Source organism: Paracoccus sediminilitoris (assembly GCF_003259195.1).
Classification (GTDB): domain Bacteria; phylum Pseudomonadota; class Alphaproteobacteria; order Rhodobacterales; family Rhodobacteraceae; genus Paracoccus; species Paracoccus sediminilitoris.
The window spans coordinates 1-16,540 of sequence record NZ_QJPK01000010.1 but is presented as its reverse complement, the minus strand read 5'-3'; the positions used below and the strand labels follow the sequence as shown (position 1 = coordinate 16,540).

Annotated in this window: 14 protein-coding genes, 1 tRNA gene, 1 pseudogene and 1 riboswitch; of the genes and pseudogenes, 11 read left to right on the top strand and 5 right to left on the bottom strand. The window is 65.6% G+C overall.

Going from position 1 to position 16,540, the window contains the following annotated elements; genetic code table 11:
- Positions 1-26: 26 nt before the first annotated feature.
- From DKT70_RS10090 to DKT70_RS10080, 3 genes are read right to left on the bottom strand one after another with little or no spacing between them, the layout of a single operon-like run.
- Positions 27-959: a TIM barrel protein gene (locus DKT70_RS10090; RefSeq protein WP_111559021.1), complete on the bottom strand. Its 933-nt coding sequence runs from the start codon at positions 957-959 to the stop codon at positions 27-29.
- 4 nt (positions 960-963) lie between these two features.
- Entirely contained in the window at positions 964-2,484 is a 1,521-nt protein-coding gene (locus DKT70_RS10085; RefSeq protein ID WP_111559020.1) for a glycerol-3-phosphate dehydrogenase, read from the bottom strand.
- Entirely contained in the window at positions 2,468-4,051 is a 1,584-nt protein-coding gene (locus DKT70_RS10080) for an FGGY-family carbohydrate kinase (RefSeq protein ID WP_111559019.1), read from the bottom strand. The genes DKT70_RS10085 and DKT70_RS10080 overlap by 17 nt, the downstream gene beginning before the upstream one ends.
- Positions 4,052-4,391: 340 nt before the next feature.
- Here DKT70_RS10080 and DKT70_RS10075 point away from each other — a divergent pair, with 340 nt between their 5' ends.
- From DKT70_RS10075 to DKT70_RS10050, 6 genes are all read left to right on the top strand, one after another.
- Positions 4,392-5,045 carry a DUF2291 domain-containing protein gene (locus DKT70_RS10075; protein WP_111559018.1) on the top strand — a complete coding sequence of 218 codons (654 nt, stop codon included), beginning with the start codon at positions 4,392-4,394 and terminating at the stop codon, positions 5,043-5,045.
- The gene (locus tag DKT70_RS10070; RefSeq protein WP_111559017.1) at positions 5,042-6,547 is read left to right on the top strand and encodes a sugar ABC transporter ATP-binding protein; all 1,506 of its coding nucleotides are present in this window, start codon (positions 5,042-5,044) and stop codon (positions 6,545-6,547) included. Before DKT70_RS10075 ends, DKT70_RS10070 begins: the two co-directional genes overlap by 4 nt.
- Before the next feature lie 17 nt (positions 6,548-6,564).
- Positions 6,565-7,602, top strand: coding sequence for an ABC transporter permease (locus DKT70_RS10065; RefSeq protein ID WP_111559016.1), 1,038 nt, complete (start codon positions 6,565-6,567; stop codon positions 7,600-7,602).
- A 93-nt stretch (positions 7,603-7,695) separates the two neighbouring features.
- The gene (locus DKT70_RS10060; RefSeq protein ID WP_325048035.1) at positions 7,696-8,646 is read left to right on the top strand and encodes a D-ribose ABC transporter substrate-binding protein; all 951 of its coding nucleotides are present in this window, start codon (positions 7,696-7,698) and stop codon (positions 8,644-8,646) included.
- 57 nt (positions 8,647-8,703) lie between these two features.
- Positions 8,704-10,215, top strand: a complete 1,512-nt coding sequence (locus DKT70_RS10055; RefSeq protein WP_111559015.1) for an FGGY-family carbohydrate kinase — start codon at positions 8,704-8,706, stop codon at positions 10,213-10,215.
- On the top strand, positions 10,212-11,870 hold the full coding sequence (locus DKT70_RS10050) for a glycerol-3-phosphate dehydrogenase/oxidase (protein ID WP_111559014.1): 1,659 nt from the start codon (positions 10,212-10,214) through the stop codon (positions 11,868-11,870). Before DKT70_RS10055 ends, DKT70_RS10050 begins: the two co-directional genes overlap by 4 nt.
- Here DKT70_RS10050 and DKT70_RS10045 read toward each other — a convergent pair.
- A complete protein-coding gene (locus tag DKT70_RS10045; protein WP_111559013.1) occupies positions 11,852-12,325 on the bottom strand; it encodes a 6,7-dimethyl-8-ribityllumazine synthase in 474 nt (157 codons plus the stop codon). The genes DKT70_RS10050 and DKT70_RS10045 overlap by 19 nt on opposite strands.
- Before the next feature lie 75 nt (positions 12,326-12,400).
- Positions 12,401-12,532: riboswitch (FMN riboswitch) on the bottom strand.
- Positions 12,533-12,585: 53 nt separating this feature from the next.
- Positions 12,586-13,716 carry a tRNA guanosine(34) transglycosylase Tgt gene (gene tgt, locus DKT70_RS10040; protein WP_111559012.1) on the bottom strand — a complete coding sequence of 377 codons (1,131 nt, stop codon included), beginning with the start codon at positions 13,714-13,716 and terminating at the stop codon, positions 12,586-12,588.
- A gap of 125 nt (positions 13,717-13,841) precedes the next feature.
- Between tgt and DKT70_RS10035 the strand changes: the two genes are divergently transcribed.
- The 5 genes and pseudogenes from DKT70_RS10035 to DKT70_RS10015 form a co-directional block, all read left to right on the top strand.
- Entirely contained in the window at positions 13,842-14,198 is a 357-nt protein-coding gene (locus DKT70_RS10035; protein ID WP_072297068.1) for an SUF system Fe-S cluster assembly protein, read from the top strand.
- 73 nt (positions 14,199-14,271) lie between these two features.
- Positions 14,272-14,643 carry a HesB/IscA family protein gene (locus tag DKT70_RS10030; protein ID WP_111559011.1) on the top strand — a complete coding sequence of 124 codons (372 nt, stop codon included), beginning with the start codon at positions 14,272-14,274 and terminating at the stop codon, positions 14,641-14,643.
- A gap of 67 nt (positions 14,644-14,710) precedes the next feature.
- A complete protein-coding gene (gene tpiA, locus DKT70_RS10025; RefSeq protein WP_111559010.1) occupies positions 14,711-15,451 on the top strand; it encodes a triose-phosphate isomerase in 741 nt (246 codons plus the stop codon).
- Positions 15,452-15,502: 51 nt separating this feature from the next.
- A tRNA-Arg gene (locus DKT70_RS10020) sits at positions 15,503-15,579 on the top strand.
- Positions 15,580-15,769: 190 nt separating this feature from the next.
- Positions 15,770-16,540 (top strand): annotated as a pseudogene (locus DKT70_RS10015) (IS5 family transposase); the annotation flags it as partial.

Below are 16,540 nucleotides of genomic sequence, written 5' to 3'. Positions count from 1 at the left end.
CGACGGGTCCTGTGGTGAAAACGCTCTCAGATATTCAGCTTATCGGCGCCGGTGTCGATATGCGGCGCCCAGAATGCAACGCTTTCGGCGATCTGGGCGATGACCTGCCGGTCATTGGGGTCGCGTTCCTTGAAACTCAGCTCCAGGCAGATCTCGTTGTCGAGCGCGCCGCCCTGGTCAAAGGCGCGCAGCAGGACCGCAGGCTGGATACGGCCCCGGGCGTTGAATTCGGCGGTGAAGGGCCGGTGGCCGCCCTTGTCCATCAACGACTGCTTGATATGGATGATGGGGCTGACCCGCGGCACCGCCCGCGCCCAGGCATAGGGGTCGAAATCGTCGGGATTGTCGCTGGTGACATCGCCATGATCGATATCAGCCATCATCCACATCGGGATCGCCATGCCGCGGTCTGTGATGCGGTCCTGCAGGGCCATGGCGCTGGCGATGGTGTCGCCGAATTCGCGGCCCACGCTCATGGGTTCCCAGAACAGATAGTCCAGGCCTGCCGCCTTGGCATGTTCGGCGACCTCGGCCCAGCAATCCAGCGCGATGCGGATCAGATCCTCGCGCCGCGCCGCATCGTCGAAATCGCGATAGGTCATGATGGCGAATTGCGTGCCGATGCTGGTGCCGCCCAGATCGGCGGTGATGTCGGCAAAGGTCTTGAACCAGTCGACATAATATCGCCGCACATCGGCATCGGGATGGCCGAAATGGTTCAGGCGTCCATAGGGGCCGGTCATGCCACTGGTCACCCGCACCCCGGTCCGGTCCAGCGCGGCGCGCATCTGCCGGGTCAGACGGCGGATCAGCGGCGCAGGCCAGCCGGGATTGATGAATTCATGCGTCAGTTGCAGGTCGCGGATGCGCAGGTCGCGCGCCACGGTGTCGATCAGGTCATCGGCTTCGGCAAAGCGGTTGACCAGCGGATTGGTGTTCAGCGACAGCGTCAGCGCCATGGCGTCAGTCCCCCTTCCGGGCCAGATCGGATGCCGCGAACCAGTCCTTGAACGCCGCCTGCTGGTCGGGCGTCAGGTGCAGGTAATGCTTGGTGCGGCGGGTCAGGATGTCTTCGGGTGTCTGCGCCCATTCATGGGCGACCAGGTATCGCGCCTCGGCCTCGTACAGATTTCCGCCGAAATGGGTGCCCAGATCGGCCAGGCTGGCCGCCCCCGCCACCACATCGCGGGTGCGCGTGCCGTAAAGGCGGCCATAATGGTGGACCAGGCCGCGCGGCATCCAGGGGTTCAGTTCGCGCAGCAGGTTGGCATAGCTTTCGTAATCGGCGTTGGCCATGTCCCCGCCGGGCAGGGGCGCGGTTTCGGTCCAGTCGCCGCCCATGTCGGGAAAGATGTCGCGCAGCTTGTGCATGCCGCGTTCGGCCAGTTCGCGGAAGGTGGTGATCTTGCCGCCGAACACGTTCAAGATCGGCGCGCCGCCCGTCTGGTCCAGGTCGAAGACGTAATCGCGGGTGACGGCGGACGGGTTGCCCTGCCCGTCGTCGAACAGCGGCCGAACGCCCGAAAAGCTGTGCAACACGTCATCGGGGCGCAGTTTTTCCTTGAAGTATCGGTTCACGGCGGCCAGCAGATAGTCGATCTCGGACGCATCGGCGGTCACATCCTCGGCGCGACCGTCATAGGCGATGTCGGTCGTGCCGATCAGCGCCTTGTCACCTTCGTATGGGTTGATGAAGATCACCCGCTTGTCGTGGTTCTGGACCAGGTAGGCTTGGCTGCCCGCCCACCATTTCGGCACGATGATATGGCTGCCCTTGACCAACCGCACGTTGCGGGCCGAATTCGACCCCGCGACACGGGTGATGAAATCGCTGACCCAAGGGCCGGCGCAATTGACCAGGCAGCGAGCGCGGAAGCTGCGGGTTTCCCCGCTGGCGGCATCGGTGGTGGTAACGGTCCACGCGCCATCCTCGCGGCGGACCTGGGTGACGGCGGTGCGGGTCAGCACGGTCGCGCCCTTTTCGGCGGCACCAACCGCGTTCAGAACCACCAGACGCGCGTCATCGACCCAGCAGTCGCTGTATTCGAACCCCTTGTGATAGCTGTCCAGCAGGGCTGCGCCTTCGGGTGCGCGGCGCAAATCCAGCGTGCGGGTGCCGGGCAATTTCCTGCGCCCGCCCAGGTTGTCGTACAGGAACAGCCCCAGCCGGACCAGCCAGGCAGGCCGGTCATCGGGGCTGTGGGGCAGCACGAAGCGCATCGGCCAGATGATGTGCGGGGCGGCGGCCAGCAGGACCTCGCGCTCGATCAGGGCCTCGCGGACCAGGCGAAATTCGTAATATTCCAGATAGCGCAGCCCGCCATGGACCAGCTTGCCCGACCGTGACGACGTTCCCTGCGCCAGGTCGTCCTTTTCGCACAGGACCACCGACAGGCCACGGCCCGCCGCATCGCGCGCGACGCCGGCCCCGTTGATGCCGCCGCCGATCACGAAAAGATCAATCATGTCACTGGTGCTGGTCATCGGAAACTCCTGTCTGGGCCGCGCGGTTGGCGGCAAGGGCGGTCCATGTCGGCGGCAGCGCCGCGCGGGCGGCGGCAAAGGCCGGGAACAGCCGGTCATAGGTTTGCGCCAGGGCCGGATCGGGGGGCTCGGGCGCATCGAGCAGCGGCGTGACCCATTCGGCGATGCAGGCATCCATGTCGGGATAGGCGCCGATGGCGACAGCGGCCATCATCGCGGCCCCGGCGGCGCCCGCCTCGTCGCGTTGCGACACGCGCACCGGGGCGTTCAGCGAGGCCGAGAGGATCGCGCGCAGGCTGGCCGAACGCGAGGCCCCGCCCGTCAGGCGCAGTTCGGAGGGCAGCGGCCCCATCGCGGCGTAACAGTCGCGCATGGCCATCCCCAACCCCTCGGCCACGGCCCGCACCAGGTCCGGATACCGATGCCCCGCCGACAGCCCGACGAACCCCGCCCGTGCATCGGCGCTGACGAAGGGCCCGCGTTCCCCGGCATCGGAAATATAGGGGTGGTACAGGATCTGTCCGGGTTGCGACCGCGCCAGCCAGCCCTCCAGATGGACGACCAAATCGCGGTGGCTGATCGAATGCCCCAGGTCCGACATGATCCCCGCCGCGACCGACAGCACCCAGTCCAGGTTCAGCGTCGCGGCCATGTTGGTCTGGACCTGCGTGACGACGCCCGGGATCGGCAGGCAGATGACATAGCCGGTGCCGTGATCGTTCAGGACCACCTGCCCCGCATCGACCGCGCGCAGATGTACCCCGGTCGAGCCGACCGTCGAACAGGCCACGTCGCCCGCCCCGCCCCGCACGCCGGCGCCCAGCGCCGTCATCACCATGTCCACATAGCCCAGCGACACCGGCGTCCCCGCCAGCAGACCGGTGCGGCGCGCGGCATCCGCCGTCAGCGGATGGGTGACCTGCGTGCCGTCGATGATCGGCGGCAGCAAATGGCGGCGGCGTTCCAGCCCCAGCGCCGCGATGACGTCGTTGTCATAGGCGCGGGTGCGGAAATTGCCGAAGGTGAAGCTGGCCTCGGACGGGTCGGTGGCGCGGATGCCCGTCAGGTTCAGGTAAAGCCAGTCCTTGCAATGCAGCGCGACCTGGGCGCGGTCCAGCAGATCGGGCGCGTGGGCATCCATATGCGCCATCTGCGCGCCCTGCTGGCAGGTGTTCAGGCCGGTGCCCGTCGCCTCGAACCGTCGGCGGTTCATCGGGCCGGCGGCAAGGCGGTCGACGGTAGGCGCGGCGCGGGCGTCCAGCCACAGCCATGCATCCCCCACCGGGCCGTCCTGCCCGACCAGCCAGGTTCCATCCCCCTGCGCCGTTACCGACAGCGCGGCGGTGCGGCGCGCCAGATCGGGGATGCGGTCGCCCAAGCCGCGCAGGGCGGTCGCGCAATCATCCCATGTGCGCCCCATCGCCTGCGTCGCGGACCCGCCCTGCCCCGTCAGATAGGTGTTGGGAACCGACGACGCGCCAAGCTGGCGCCCCGCCAGGTCGAAGGCCACGGCCTTGATGACCGAGGTTCCCGCGTCGATTCCGACAAGGATGTCAGGCCCGGACATGGGACCCGGCGATGCTGCTGATGCTGGTCATAATCACTCTCCCTCCGCGGGGACGGGTTCGGACCTGTCGGCGCGGCTTGCCCCAGTCTTATAGGAATGCCATCTTTCACGAAACGTATTTTTTTACGGACAGCGTAATTTTTTTCATATAGGGTCACAGTCATCCTGTGCCAAAAGCCACGGTGACAGGATGGAATCGCCGGGTCACCCTGACCCCGCAACAGCAAACCACCGGAGGGGAGGCCGGTCGCATGCATTCATCGCCACAGATCCGTCCATGCCCCCGCCAGGGCCGCGCAGCGTTCCGCGGCCGTTTTCTTGATCAGACCGGGGCCATGACATGACCAGCACATCCACCGCACCCAAGGCGCCCGCCGCCCCGCGCCGCGGCCTTTACCTGTCGCTGGCGCTTGGCGTCGCCGTTCTGGCGGCCATCGCGCTGGACACGACCGTCGTGCAGGTCGGGTCCGAGGCCGACGCCCGCCAGCAGGCGTTTTCCGCCGATACCTATGGCACCACCGAATTCCCGCGCATCCAGTCCGTCATCCAGGAACGCGCGGTCGATGCGGTGACGCTGGCCCAGGCCATCGCCGCCGACAAGGATGCGGCCATCGCCGAATACGGCACCCCCGCATCCACCGGCGCGATCATGATGGTCACCGTCACCGGCGTGGCGGGCGAACCGCGCGCGGGCGTCTATCCCCTGAGCGTCGAAGGCCTGTCCGAAGACCAGAAGGTCCGCGTCCAGACCGGCCCCGCCATTAACGGCACCGACCTGCGCGACGCACCGGGCGACATCGCCTTTGGTGGCTTCAAGAACCAGATCGAATACCAGGACGCGGGCGCGGGCATCAACCGCGCCATGGCAGCCCAGGTGCTGGAACCCGTCGACACCGCCAACCTGACCGGCAAGACCGTCACCGTCACCGGTGCCTTCCGCCTGATCAACCCTGCCAACTGGCTGATCACCCCCGTCTCGCTGGAGGTCCAATGACCGAGGAAACGGTTCTGGCCGCCCGCAACGTCGCCAAGTCCTATGGCCAGGTCCATGCCCTGAAGGGCGTGAACTTCGACATCAGCCGGGGTCAGGTGACGACGCTGTTCGGGGAAAACGGCGCCGGGAAATCGACGCTGATGAAGATCCTCTCGGGCGTCATCCAGCCCACATCCGGGGAGATCGTGCTGGACGGCCAGCCGGTCAGCTTTGCCAATGCCAATGACGCGCGCGACCGCGGCATTTCCATCATCCACCAGGAACTGTCGCTGGCCCCCAACCTGTCGGTGCGCGACAACATCTTCATGGGCCGCGAGATCAAGGGCCCGACCGGCGTCAATTTCGCCGAGGAGGACCGCCAGGTCCGCGCCCTGATGGCCGAGCTGGAGGAAGAGATCGACCCCGCCACGCCGGTCGAGGAACTGCGCCTTGGCCAGCAGCAGATCGTCGAAATCGCCCGTGCCCTGTCGGTGGACAGCCGCATCCTGATCATGGACGAACCGACCAGCGCGCTGTCGGCCACCGAGGTCGAGGTGCTGTTCAAGGTCATCCGCGACCTGACCGCCAAGGGCGTCAGCATCGTCTATATCTCGCACCACCTGGAAGAGGCGCTGACCATCACCGATCATGCGGTCGTGCTGCGCGACGGCACCATGACCGCCTATGCCCCCCGCGCCGAAATCGACCTGGAATGGATCGTGCGCAACATGGTCGGAGAGAATTACGACCTGGGCAGCCCGCCGGACAGCGACAAGGGCGAGGTCGCCCTGTCGATCCGCGACCTGTCGGTCCCCGACCCCGCGGGCTTTGACCTGGTGGACCAGCTGTCGCTGGATGTCCGCGCCGGAGAGATCGTCTGCATCTATGGCCTGATGGGCGCGGGCCGGACCGAGCTGTTGGAAACGGTGGCAGGTCGCCTGAAGGCGTCCGGTGGCCATGTGGTGCTGGAAGGCCAGGAAATCTCTCATCTGTCCATCGCGGAACGCATCGCCCGCGGCCTGGCCCTGGTCCCCGAGGACCGCCAGCGCGATGGCTTGGTCCAGACCATGACCGTGGGGCAGAACCTGTCCCTGGCATCCATCGCGCGGTTCACGCGCGGGCTGTTCACCAGCAGCCGCGACGAACGCAAGCTGGTCGATGACAGCATCCGTCAGGTGACGGTCAAGACATCGGGCGGCAATGCCGGCATCGGGTCGCTGTCGGGCGGCAATCAGCAGAAGGTCGTCATCGGCAAGATGCTGGCCACCCGGCCCCGCGTCATCATGCTGGACGAACCCTCGCGCGGCATCGACATCGGCGCCAAGGCCGAGGTCTTTCGCCTGCTGGCCGAGGGTGCGAAAAGCGGCCTGGCCGTGATCTATTCGACATCCGAAGTCAGCGAATGCCTGTCCATCGCGCATCGGATCATCGTCATGCACAAGGGCCGCATCACGGCCGAATTCGACAGCAGCGTCTCGAAGGAAAAGATCATGGCCGCCTCGGGCGAGTCCGTGGCTGCCTGAGCGCGAGGGAGGAAACCATGTCCGCAACAACCACCGCCACCCCCGCGAAAGGCCGCCAGATGAATATCGGCCGCCTGCTGCTGGAGGGCCGCGCCTTCTTCGCGCTGATCGCCATTATCGTGGTCTTTTCGCTGATGTCGCCCAACTATTTCTCGGTCGGCAACTTCCTGATCATGTCCAGCCAGGTGGCCATCTATGGCATCCTGTCCATCGGCATGCTGCTGGTGATCCTGAACGGAGGCATCGACCTGTCGGTGGGGTCGATCCTGGCGCTGTCGGGGGTCGTGGCGGGCGCCATGATGCAAGGCGTCGAACTGAACAGCCTGGGGGTCATCCTCTATCCGCCGGTCTGGGCGGTGGTGGTGCTGACCTTGTGCGTCGGCGCCGCCGTGGGCGCGGTCAACGGCGTGCTGATCGCCGTCTTCAAGGTGCCGCCCTTCGTGGCCACGCTTGGCGTCATGTATGTCGCCCGCGGCGTCGCGCTCTTGATGACGAACGGCCTGACCTACAACAACCTTCGCGGGTCCGAAGCCTTGGGCAACACGGGCTTCAACTGGCTGGGCTTCAACCGGCTGGCGGGCATTCCCATCTCGGTCATCGTGCTGGGCACCATCGCCATCCTGGCGGGGCTGATGCTGGGCCGCTCGGCCTTCGGGCGCTGGCTTTACGCATCGGGCGGCAATGAACGCGCCGCCGAACTGTCGGGCGTTCCCGTCAAACGGGTCAAGATCACCGTCTATATGGTGTCGGGCATGCTGGCGGCCGTCGCGGGGCTGGTCCTGGCATCGCAGCTGACCTCGGCCGGTCCCACGGCAGGCACGACCTATGAACTGACCGCCATCGCCGCGGTCGTCATCGGCGGCGCGGCCCTGACCGGCGGGCGCGGCAATGTGCGCGGCACGATGCTGGGCGCCTTCGTCATCGGCTTCCTGTCGGCAGGGCTGGTGATCATCGGCGTCAGTTCCTATTGGCAGACGGTCTTTACCGGTGCGGTGATCGTGCTGGCCGTCCTGATGAACTCGCTTCAATACGGCAGCGGCGCCCGCAAGGGCTGACCCCCGTCCCCCCTTCCCCGCCCGCAGAGAAGACATGCGGGCGGAAAGATCGCCACTCACGGCATACAGTGTTTTTTTACAGGGAGAGTAGAGATGATGAAGATGACACGCCGCATGCTGATGGCCGCCGTGGCCACCGTGCCGCTGATGGCCGGATCGGCCTGGGCCGAAGGACTGATCACCGTGATCGTGAACGATCCGGCCAACCCCTATTGGTTCACCGAGGGCGAGGTCGCCAAGGCCACCGCCGAGGAACTGGGCTATACCGCCAATGTGGCCGCCCATCGCGGCGACACCAACACCGAAAGCACGCTGATCGACACGGCCATCACCAACAAATCGGTGGCAATCGTGCTGGACCCGGCCAATGCCGACGGTTCGGTCGGTGCGGTCCAGAAGGCCGTCGACGCGGGCATCCCCGTCTTCCTGGTCAATGCCGAGATCAACCAGGAAGGTCTGGCCAAGGCGCAGTTGGTGTCGAACAACGCCCAAGGCGCGGCCCTTGGCGCGCAGGCCTGGGTCGAGGCGATGGGCGAGGATGGCGGCACCTATGTCGAACTGTTCGGCGCGCCTTCCGACAACAACGCCCAGACCCGGTCCAACGGCTTCGAGACCGTGCTGAGCCAGTATCCCGAATTCGAGAAGGTCGGCCAGGAAGTCGCCAACTGGGACCGCACCCAAGGCTATCAGCGCATGCAGTCACTGCTGCAGGCGAACCCGGACATGAACGGCGTGATCTCGGGGAATGACGAAATGGCCCTGGGCGCCATCGCCGCCCTGAAAGAGGCTGGCAAGCTGGACGGCGTCGTCGTCGGCGGTTTCGACGGATCGCCCGATGCGGTCGACGCCGTGAAGGCGGGTGAAATGGCCTATACCGTCCTGCAGCCCGTCGCCATCTTCGCCGAAGAGGCCGTGCGCCAGGCCGACAATTTCATCAAGACCGGCGAAACCGGCGTCGATGTCGAAAAGCAGCTGTTCGATTGTCTGCTGATCACCGCCGACAATGTCGACAGCTACAGCGCGCCCTTCGTTTTGGACCAGTGACACCGCATCGGGGCGCGCCTGACCGCGCGCCCCTTTCCTCTCCGAAAGTCCCCCTCCATGGCGCTGATCCTTGGCATCGATAACGGTTTGACCGTCACCAAGGCGGTGATCTTTGACGAAGGGGGCCACGTCCTGTCCACGGCGCGCCGGCGGGTGGCGCAATCGATGCCCCGGCCCCGCCATGTCGAACGCGACATGGACGACCTGTGGGCGCAGACCGCAGCCGCCATTGCCGAAGCCGTTGCCGGATGCGGCCGGCCCGCGGGCGACATCGCCGCCGTCGCCGCCACGGCCCATGGCGACGGTCTCTATCTGCTGGACGGCGATGCGCGTCCACTGGGGCCGGGCATCCTGTCGCTGGACAGCCGCGCGGGCGACATCGCCCAGGGCTGGCAGGATGACGGTACTGCGCAGCGGGCGCTGGATCGCACGGGGCAGATGCCGCATGCATCCGCGCCATCGGCCATCCTGGCCTGGATCCGCAACCATGAACCCGAACGCTTTGCCCGCATCGGCCATGTTCTGGCCTGCAAGGACTGGCTGACATTCCGCCTGTCGGGCCGCATCGGCACCGACCTGACCGAGGCCAGCACCTCGTTCACCGACGTCCGGACCCAAGGCTTTGCGCCCGACATCCCCGCCATTTTCGGCGTGACCATCCCCCTGCCCGAGATTGCCCTGCCCGATCAGGTGGTGGGGCATGTGACCGATGCAGCCGCCCGCCTGACGGGGCTGTCCGAGGGCACGCCGGTCGTGGCCGGGCTGCATGATGTGACGGCCTCGGCGCTTGGGTCGGGCGGCTATGGTGCGGGGACCGTGGCGATCGTGGCGGGCACCTATTCCATCAATGAAACGGTGACGGCCCAGCCGCTGTCCGATCCGCGCTGGTTCTGCCGCAATGGCATCAGCATGGGGGAATGGAACGCCATGTCGATTTCGCCCGCATCGGCGGCGAATTACGACTGGTTCCTCGACACGCTCTGCGCGGTCGAAGGACGGCAGGCGCAGGACCGGGGCGGCGCGCTGCACGCCGAGATCATCCCCGAGATCGAGGCCGCCCTGGCCCAGCCGTCATCCGCCATCTTCCACCCCTACCTGTTCGGATCGCCGCATGGTCCGACCGCCAGCGGCGCGTTCTTCGGCCTGCGCGGCTGGCAGGATCGCGGCCACATGCTGCGCGCCGTGATCGAGGGCATCGCCTTCAACCACCGCCACCATGTCGATGCCTTGCGCCACGGGTTCCAGCCGCAGGTGGCGCGGCTGACAGGGGGCATTTCGCGCAGCCCGGTCTTTGCCCAGCTGTTTGCCGATGTGCTGGCCATGCCCGTCACCGTCACCGCCACCGACGAGGCTGCCGCATGGGGTGCCGCCCTCTGTGCCGGGTCGGGCGTGGGACTGTTTGCATCCCCCCGCCATGATCCGCGTGATCTGGACGCCGTCACGACCCGCTTTTCGCCCGACCCCGACCGCAGCGCGCAGATGGCTGAACGCTATGCGGTCTTCACCGAATTGAACGACGCCCTGCGGCCGATCTGGCCGCGCCTCGAGGCGCTGCAAGGCCCAAGATGACCCGACCGCAAGACATCGACGTGCTGATCCTGGGTGCCGGGATCAACGGGGCGGGCCTGTTCCGCGACCTGTGCGAACAAGGACTGACCTGCGTCATCGCCGACAAGGGCGATTTCGGGGGCGGCACATCGGCCGCGCCATCGCGGCTGATCCATGGCGGCATCAAGTATCTGGAAACGGCCGAGCTGGGTCTGGTCGCGCAATCGACGCTGGAACGCAACCTGCTGCTGAAGAACGCGCCGCATCTGGTCAAGCCGCTGGCGACCGTCATCCCGATCTTTTCGTGGTTCAAGGGCGTGGGCGCGGCCCTGCGCACGCTGATGGGATCGACCACCGCGCCGCGCAATCGCGGTGCTGCCCTGATGAAGGTCGGGCTGGCGATGTATGATTTCTATGGCCGCCGACACCGTGTGATGCCGCGCCACCAGATGTGGTCAAAGGCGCGCGCGCTGCGGGAAATCCCGCCGCTGACGCCGCGCATCGTGGCCGCCGGTCATTACTATGACGCCACGGTCAGCATGCCCGAACGGCTGGTCTGGGAATTGCTGGCCGACGGGATGCGGGCGCAGCCATCGTCCCGCGCGCTGAACCATGCCGCCCTGACGGGCAGCGACGGCGATGGGGTCACGCTGACCACTGCGGAAGGGCCGCTGACGCTGCGCCCGCGCATCGTCGTCAACGCCGCGGGGCCTTGGATCGACAGGGTCAACGAACAGCTGGGAATGACGACCGCGATGATCGGCGGCACCAAGGGATCGCATATCCTGCTGGATCATCCCGCGCTGCTGCAGGCGCTGAACGGGCGCATGATCTATTTCGAGGCCGATGACGGGCGCATCTGTCTGGTCTTCGACTATCTGGGGCGGGCGCTGGTCGGGTCGACCGACATCCGCGCCGACAACCCCGACACCGTCACCTGCGAAGACCCCGAGATCGACTATTTCCTGTCGGCCCTGCGCGGCCTGCTGCCGGGGCTGGAATTTGACCGCAACCAGATCGTCTATGCCTATTCCGGCATCAGGCCGCTGCCCGCGTCGGATGCCGACAATCCGGGGCTGATCAGCCGCGATCATTCCGCACCGGTGCTGGAGCCCGCGGGCGACCGCCGCTGGCCGGTGATCTGTCTGGTGGGCGGCAAATGGACGACCTTCCGCGGTTTTGCCGCCGAAGTCGCCGACACGGTCCTGTCGCGTCTGGACCGGACACGCCTGCGCGACACCCAAAACGCGCCGATCGGTGGCGGTCGGGATTATCCCACCGATGCGGCAGCATGGGCGCGCGATGCGGCGAGGGCCAGTGGCGCGTCCCCTGCGCGGGCCGCGACCCTGCTGGCGCGATACGGCACGACCGCGACCGGGATCTTGCAGGTCGAAGGAACAGGTCCGCAGATGCTGCGCGATGCCGATTACAGCCATGCCGAACTGACCTGGCTGATCACCCATGAACAGGTGGTCCACCTGCCCGACCTGGTGATGCGGCGGACCGCGCTGGCCGTCACGGGTCAGCTGTCGGCGCGCGATCTGGATTGCATCGCGGGGATTTGCGGCACGGCTTTGGGATGGTTACCCGACCGCACCGCATCGGAACTGGAACAGACCCGGGCGATGCTGGTGTCCCGGCATCGCCTGAGACTGGATCAGGCGGCCGAGGCCTGATCCAAGGCGGCCAGCTGAACGTCCAGAGCCAGGATCTGGCGGACGGCTTCGGCTGCCTCGGCGCCCTTTTTGACGAAATGGTCGGTGAAGAAGGCCGTGTGCAGGTCGGTTTCCTGATAGTTATGCGGCGTCAGCGAGACCGAGAAACAGGGCACGCCCGTTTCCATGCCGGCCTGCATCAGGCCCGACACCACGGCCTGGGCCACGAAATCATGACGATAGATGCCGCCATCGACGACCAGCGCCGCGGCGACGACGGCGTCGTATTTGCCGGTCTGGGCCAGCTTCTTGGCCAAAAGCGGCATCTCGAACGCGCCGGGGACGTCATACGCGTCGATGCGGGCATTGGGGATCAGGCCTTCGGCGGCATCGACGAAACCGTCATGGGCGCGGTCCACGACATCGGCGTGCCAGCGGGCCTTGATGAAGGCGATACGGGGGGATTGGTTGGTCATCTTATCAGGAACCTTACGTTGCTTGCGTCAGGTCCCAGAGCACGAGCCATGACGGACCCCGGGGACAGGATCTGACACGGTTCTCTTCCATCCGGACTATACCGTCGGCCCCGGAATTTCACCGGATCTGCTGACCCCCTTCCTAAGAAGGGGCGCTCGCGGGCTGTCACCGCCGGTGGGGAATTGCACCCCGCCCTGAGAACAATTCGAACATAACGTCCCGTTTGCGCCGCGCAAGGGTGACGCGGCGCAAAAACGCATCAAAGCGGTTCGATATCACCCTGCGCGCGATCGGCGTGGAACCGCGCCACGAAGGCATCCAGCGTCCCGGCCGCGATGGCGTCCCGCAGACCGCCCATAAGCCGTTGGTAATAATGCAGGTTGTGCCAAGTCAGCAGCATGCCGCTGATCATTTCGCCCGACCGGAAGACATGGTGCAGATAGGCGCGGCTGTAGCCGGTGCAGGCCGGACAGGTGCAGGTTTCGTCCAGCGGGCGCGGATCGTCCTGGTGGCGCGCGTTCTTGATGTTGACCTGACCGCGATGCGTCCAGGCCTGCCCCGTGCGCCCCGACCGCGAGGGCAGCACGCAATCCATCATGTCGATGCCGCGCTGCACCGCGCCCACAATGTCGTCGGGTTTGCCCACCCCCATCAGATAGCGCGGCTTGTCTGCGGGCAGGAAACCGGGGGCGTAATCCAGCACGCCGAACATCGCCTCCTGTCCCTCTCCCACGGCAAGACCGCCGACGGCATATCCGTCAAAGCCGATATCGGTCAGGGCCTTCGCCGATTCCTCGCGCAGGTCGCGGGTCACGCCGCCCTGCATGATACCGAACAGCGCATGTCCGGGGCGGTCGCCAAAGGCATCGCGCGACCGCTGCGCCCACCGCATCGACAGGCGCATGGATTTCGCGACCTCGTCCTCGGTCGCGGGCAGCGCGGGGCATTCGTCGAAGGCCATGACGATGTCGGACCCCAACAGGCGCTGGATCTCCATGCTGCGTTCGGGGGTCAGGTGATGCTTGGACCCGTCGACATGGCTGGAGAATGTCACGCCCTCTTCGGTCAGCTTGCGCAGGCCGGCCAGCGACATGACCTGAAAGCCGCCCGAATCCGTCAGGATGGGCCGCTCCCAGTTCATGAACTGATGCAACCCGCCAAGGCGCGCGACGCGTTCGGCACCGGGGCGCAGCATCAGGTGATAGGTGTTGCCCAATAGGATGTCGGCCCCCGTTTCACGCACCGATCCGGGCAGCATCGCCTTGACGGTCGCGGCCGTTCCCACAGGCATGAAGGCCGGGGTACGGATTTCGCCGCGCGGCGTGTCGATGACGCCCGTGCGGGCCGCGCCATCCGTCGCGTGAAGGGTGAAAGAGATGCGTTTCGTCATCATGCTGCCTGTCGCTGGAACCGGACGTATCTAACCGCAGCGTCCTTTGGGCGCAATGCCGGGCCACCACTGGACCGCGGCCTTGGCGTGTCCTATATAATTGGTCGGAATTGAAGGATGATGTGATGACCGAACCCCTGATGGAAGGCGCGCCGCTGATCGCGCCCTCGACCACGGACCATCCGCTCTACGAGGCGATCGTCGAGGCGTGCAAGACGGTGTATGACCCGGAAATTCCGGTCAACATCTATGATCTGGGCCTGATCTACACGATCGAGGCGAACGAACAGAACGAGGTGCGCGTGACCATGACCCTGACGGCCCCCGGCTGTCCCGTCGCCGGCGAGATGCCCGGCTGGGTCGCGGATGCGATCGAACCCCTGCCCGGCGTCAAGCAGGTCGATGTCGAAATGACCTTCCAGCCGCAATGGGGCATGGACATGATGTCCGACGAGGCCCGGCTGGAACTGGGCTTCATGTAAGCTTTCACGGCCTGCGGGGTTGAAGCGTCGCGGGCCGGATCACTATCTTGAGGGTCAGCATAAGGATCCCGCCATGTTCGCCATACCCGGCACCGCCCCCGTCACCATCACCGCCCAGGCCGCCGCGCAGATCGCGCGCCTGATGGCCGGCAAGGACGCCTTTGGCCTGCGGATCGGCCTGAAGAAAGGCGGCTGCGCGGGCATGGAATACACCATGGAACTGGCCCAGACCCCCGATGCCAACGAGGAGGTCGTCGAAAAGGACGGCGCCCGCGTCATCATCGCGCCGATGGCGCAGATGTTCCTGTTCGGGACCGAGATCGACTATGAGACCGGCCTGCTGGAATCCGGTTTCCGGTTCCGCAACCCGAACGTGACCGATGCCTGCGGTTGTGGCGAATCCGTCCGGTTCGAGCCGCTGGAAGGCAGCCGCGCCCAAAGCTGACGCCCCTTTGCATATTGCGCCGGTGCCGCCCCGTGACTAGCTTTCCCGGCAGGAGAAGGAGACATCTATGGCACCGCGCAAAATCGCTGCAGGCAATTGGAAGATGAATGGCGATCTGGCAGCCTTGGCGCAGCTGGACGCCTTGGCTGGTGCGGTCGACGGCAGGTGCCAAGTCGTCATCTGCCCCCCCGCCCTGCTGATCCACCCGATGTCGTCGAAATCCGTGCCCGGCATCGAGGTCGGCGGGCAGGATTGCCATGCCAAGGCCAGCGGCGCCAATACCGGCGATCTGGCGGCCGCACAGCTGCGCGACGCGGGCGCGACCCATGTGATCTTGGGCCATTCCGAACGCCGCGCCGATCACGGCGAAACCGATGCGGATGTCAGCGCCAAGGCCGTCGCCGCCCATCAGGCAGGTCTGGTCACCATCATCTGCGTGGGTGAAACCGAAGGCCAGCGCGATGGCGGAGATACCTTGCAGGTCATCTCGCAACAGCTGGCCGGATCGGTGCCCGATTGTGCGACGGCGGAGAACACCGTGATCGCCTATGAACCTGTCTGGGCCATCGGCACCGGTCGTACCCCCACCGATGACCAGATCGCCGAAGTCCACGCCCGTATCCGCGCCGACCTGTCCAAACGCTTTGCCGATGGGGCAGACATGGCGCTGCTTTATGGCGGCAGCGTCAAGGCGGCCAATGCAGCGCAGATCTTTGCCATTGCCGACGTGAACGGCGCGCTGGTGGGAGGCGCCAGCCTGAAGGCCGAGGATTTCGCCCCCATCATCGCAGCGCTGGCTGCCGCCTGAGGCATTTTCACCATTGCGTCGCCTGACCGGGATCGGTAATCAGGCGGCAAGGCACCCGTAGCTCAGCTGGATAGAGCGCTGCCCTCCGAAGGCAGAGGTCACAGGTTCGAATCCTGTCGGGTGCACCAAATTAACGCAATTTTTCTTTTTAAAACAGTCTTCTTAAGACATTTACCCCACATTTCTTCCCACATAGTCAGATGGAACAGAGTGGTAGGTGAGGGAAGTAACGGACGCTAGGTGCAAAGCACATTAGGCTTCAGACCCGTTGATTTTAGGCAGTTAGGATGATTCAGGCTCCCGCAAGGAGATCCGATGATGAGCAATCTTTACTCGCTAAGCGACGCCCAGATGGAGCGTCTGAAGCCATTCTTTCCCAAGAGCCACGGCAAGCCCCGCGTCGATGACCGTCGTGTCCTCAGCGGCATAATCCTTATCAATTGCAATGGCTTGCGGTGGTGCGACGCGCCGAAGGAATACGGCCCCGCCAAGACGCTTTACAACCGTTGGAAGCGCTGAAGGTGAGTGGCAAACGCCACTGGTCCGAGTGTAGCCACGAACACGGTGTCTTCGCCCGGATTATGGTCGGCCTGGCTGCCGAAAGCGCCGAGCACAAGACAATCATGATCGATGTGAGCAGGCGAACGCCATGCGTTCGAGTGAGCCTGCGCAGGTACCTCAAGGCACACCGCACGACATCAAGCCTCGGGATAAAAAAGGGGGGGGGCGCGGGCGCCAGATCGGGCGCACCAAAGGGGGCATGAACACCAAGCTGCACGCCGCCGCCGATGCCAGCGGACGCCCGATCGGGTTCTTCATGTCCGCAGGCCAGGTCAGCGATTATACCGGTGCGGCCGCTCTGCTGGACAGCCTGCCGAACGCGGGGTGGTTGCTGGCCGACAGAGGCTATAATGCCGATTGGTTCAGAGAAGCTTTGAAGGACAAGGGGATAACAGTCTGCATTCCGGGCCGGAAGTCTCGCAAGGAGGCGGTGAAATACGACAAGCGGCGCTACAAACGGCGTAACCGCATCGAGATCATGTTCGGCCGCCTCAAGGACTGGCGGCGCGTCGCGACGCGATACGACCA

Coding starts and splice junctions, on each gene's coding strand:
- DKT70_RS10090 (WP_111559021.1), bottom strand. CDS start 959: ATGGCGCTGACGCTGTCGCTGAACACCAATCCGCTGGTCAACCGCTTT.
- DKT70_RS10085 (WP_111559020.1), bottom strand. CDS start 2,484: ATGACCAGCACCAGTGACATGATTGATCTTTTCGTGATCGGCGGCGGC.
- DKT70_RS10080 (WP_111559019.1), bottom strand. CDS start 4,051: ATGTCCGGGCCTGACATCCTTGTCGGAATCGACGCGGGAACCTCGGTC.
- DKT70_RS10075 (WP_111559018.1), top strand. CDS start 4,392: ATGACCAGCACATCCACCGCACCCAAGGCGCCCGCCGCCCCGCGCCGC.
- DKT70_RS10070 (WP_111559017.1), top strand. CDS start 5,042: ATGACCGAGGAAACGGTTCTGGCCGCCCGCAACGTCGCCAAGTCCTAT.
- DKT70_RS10065 (WP_111559016.1), top strand. CDS start 6,565: ATGTCCGCAACAACCACCGCCACCCCCGCGAAAGGCCGCCAGATGAAT.
- DKT70_RS10060 (WP_325048035.1), top strand. CDS start 7,696: ATGATGAAGATGACACGCCGCATGCTGATGGCCGCCGTGGCCACCGTG.
- DKT70_RS10055 (WP_111559015.1), top strand. CDS start 8,704: ATGGCGCTGATCCTTGGCATCGATAACGGTTTGACCGTCACCAAGGCG.
- DKT70_RS10050 (WP_111559014.1), top strand. CDS start 10,212: ATGACCCGACCGCAAGACATCGACGTGCTGATCCTGGGTGCCGGGATC.
- DKT70_RS10045 (WP_111559013.1), bottom strand. CDS start 12,325: ATGACCAACCAATCCCCCCGTATCGCCTTCATCAAGGCCCGCTGGCAC.
- tgt (WP_111559012.1), bottom strand. CDS start 13,716: ATGACGAAACGCATCTCTTTCACCCTTCACGCGACGGATGGCGCGGCC.
- DKT70_RS10035 (WP_072297068.1), top strand. CDS start 13,842: ATGACCGAACCCCTGATGGAAGGCGCGCCGCTGATCGCGCCCTCGACC.
- DKT70_RS10030 (WP_111559011.1), top strand. CDS start 14,272: ATGTTCGCCATACCCGGCACCGCCCCCGTCACCATCACCGCCCAGGCC.
- tpiA (WP_111559010.1), top strand. CDS start 14,711: ATGGCACCGCGCAAAATCGCTGCAGGCAATTGGAAGATGAATGGCGAT.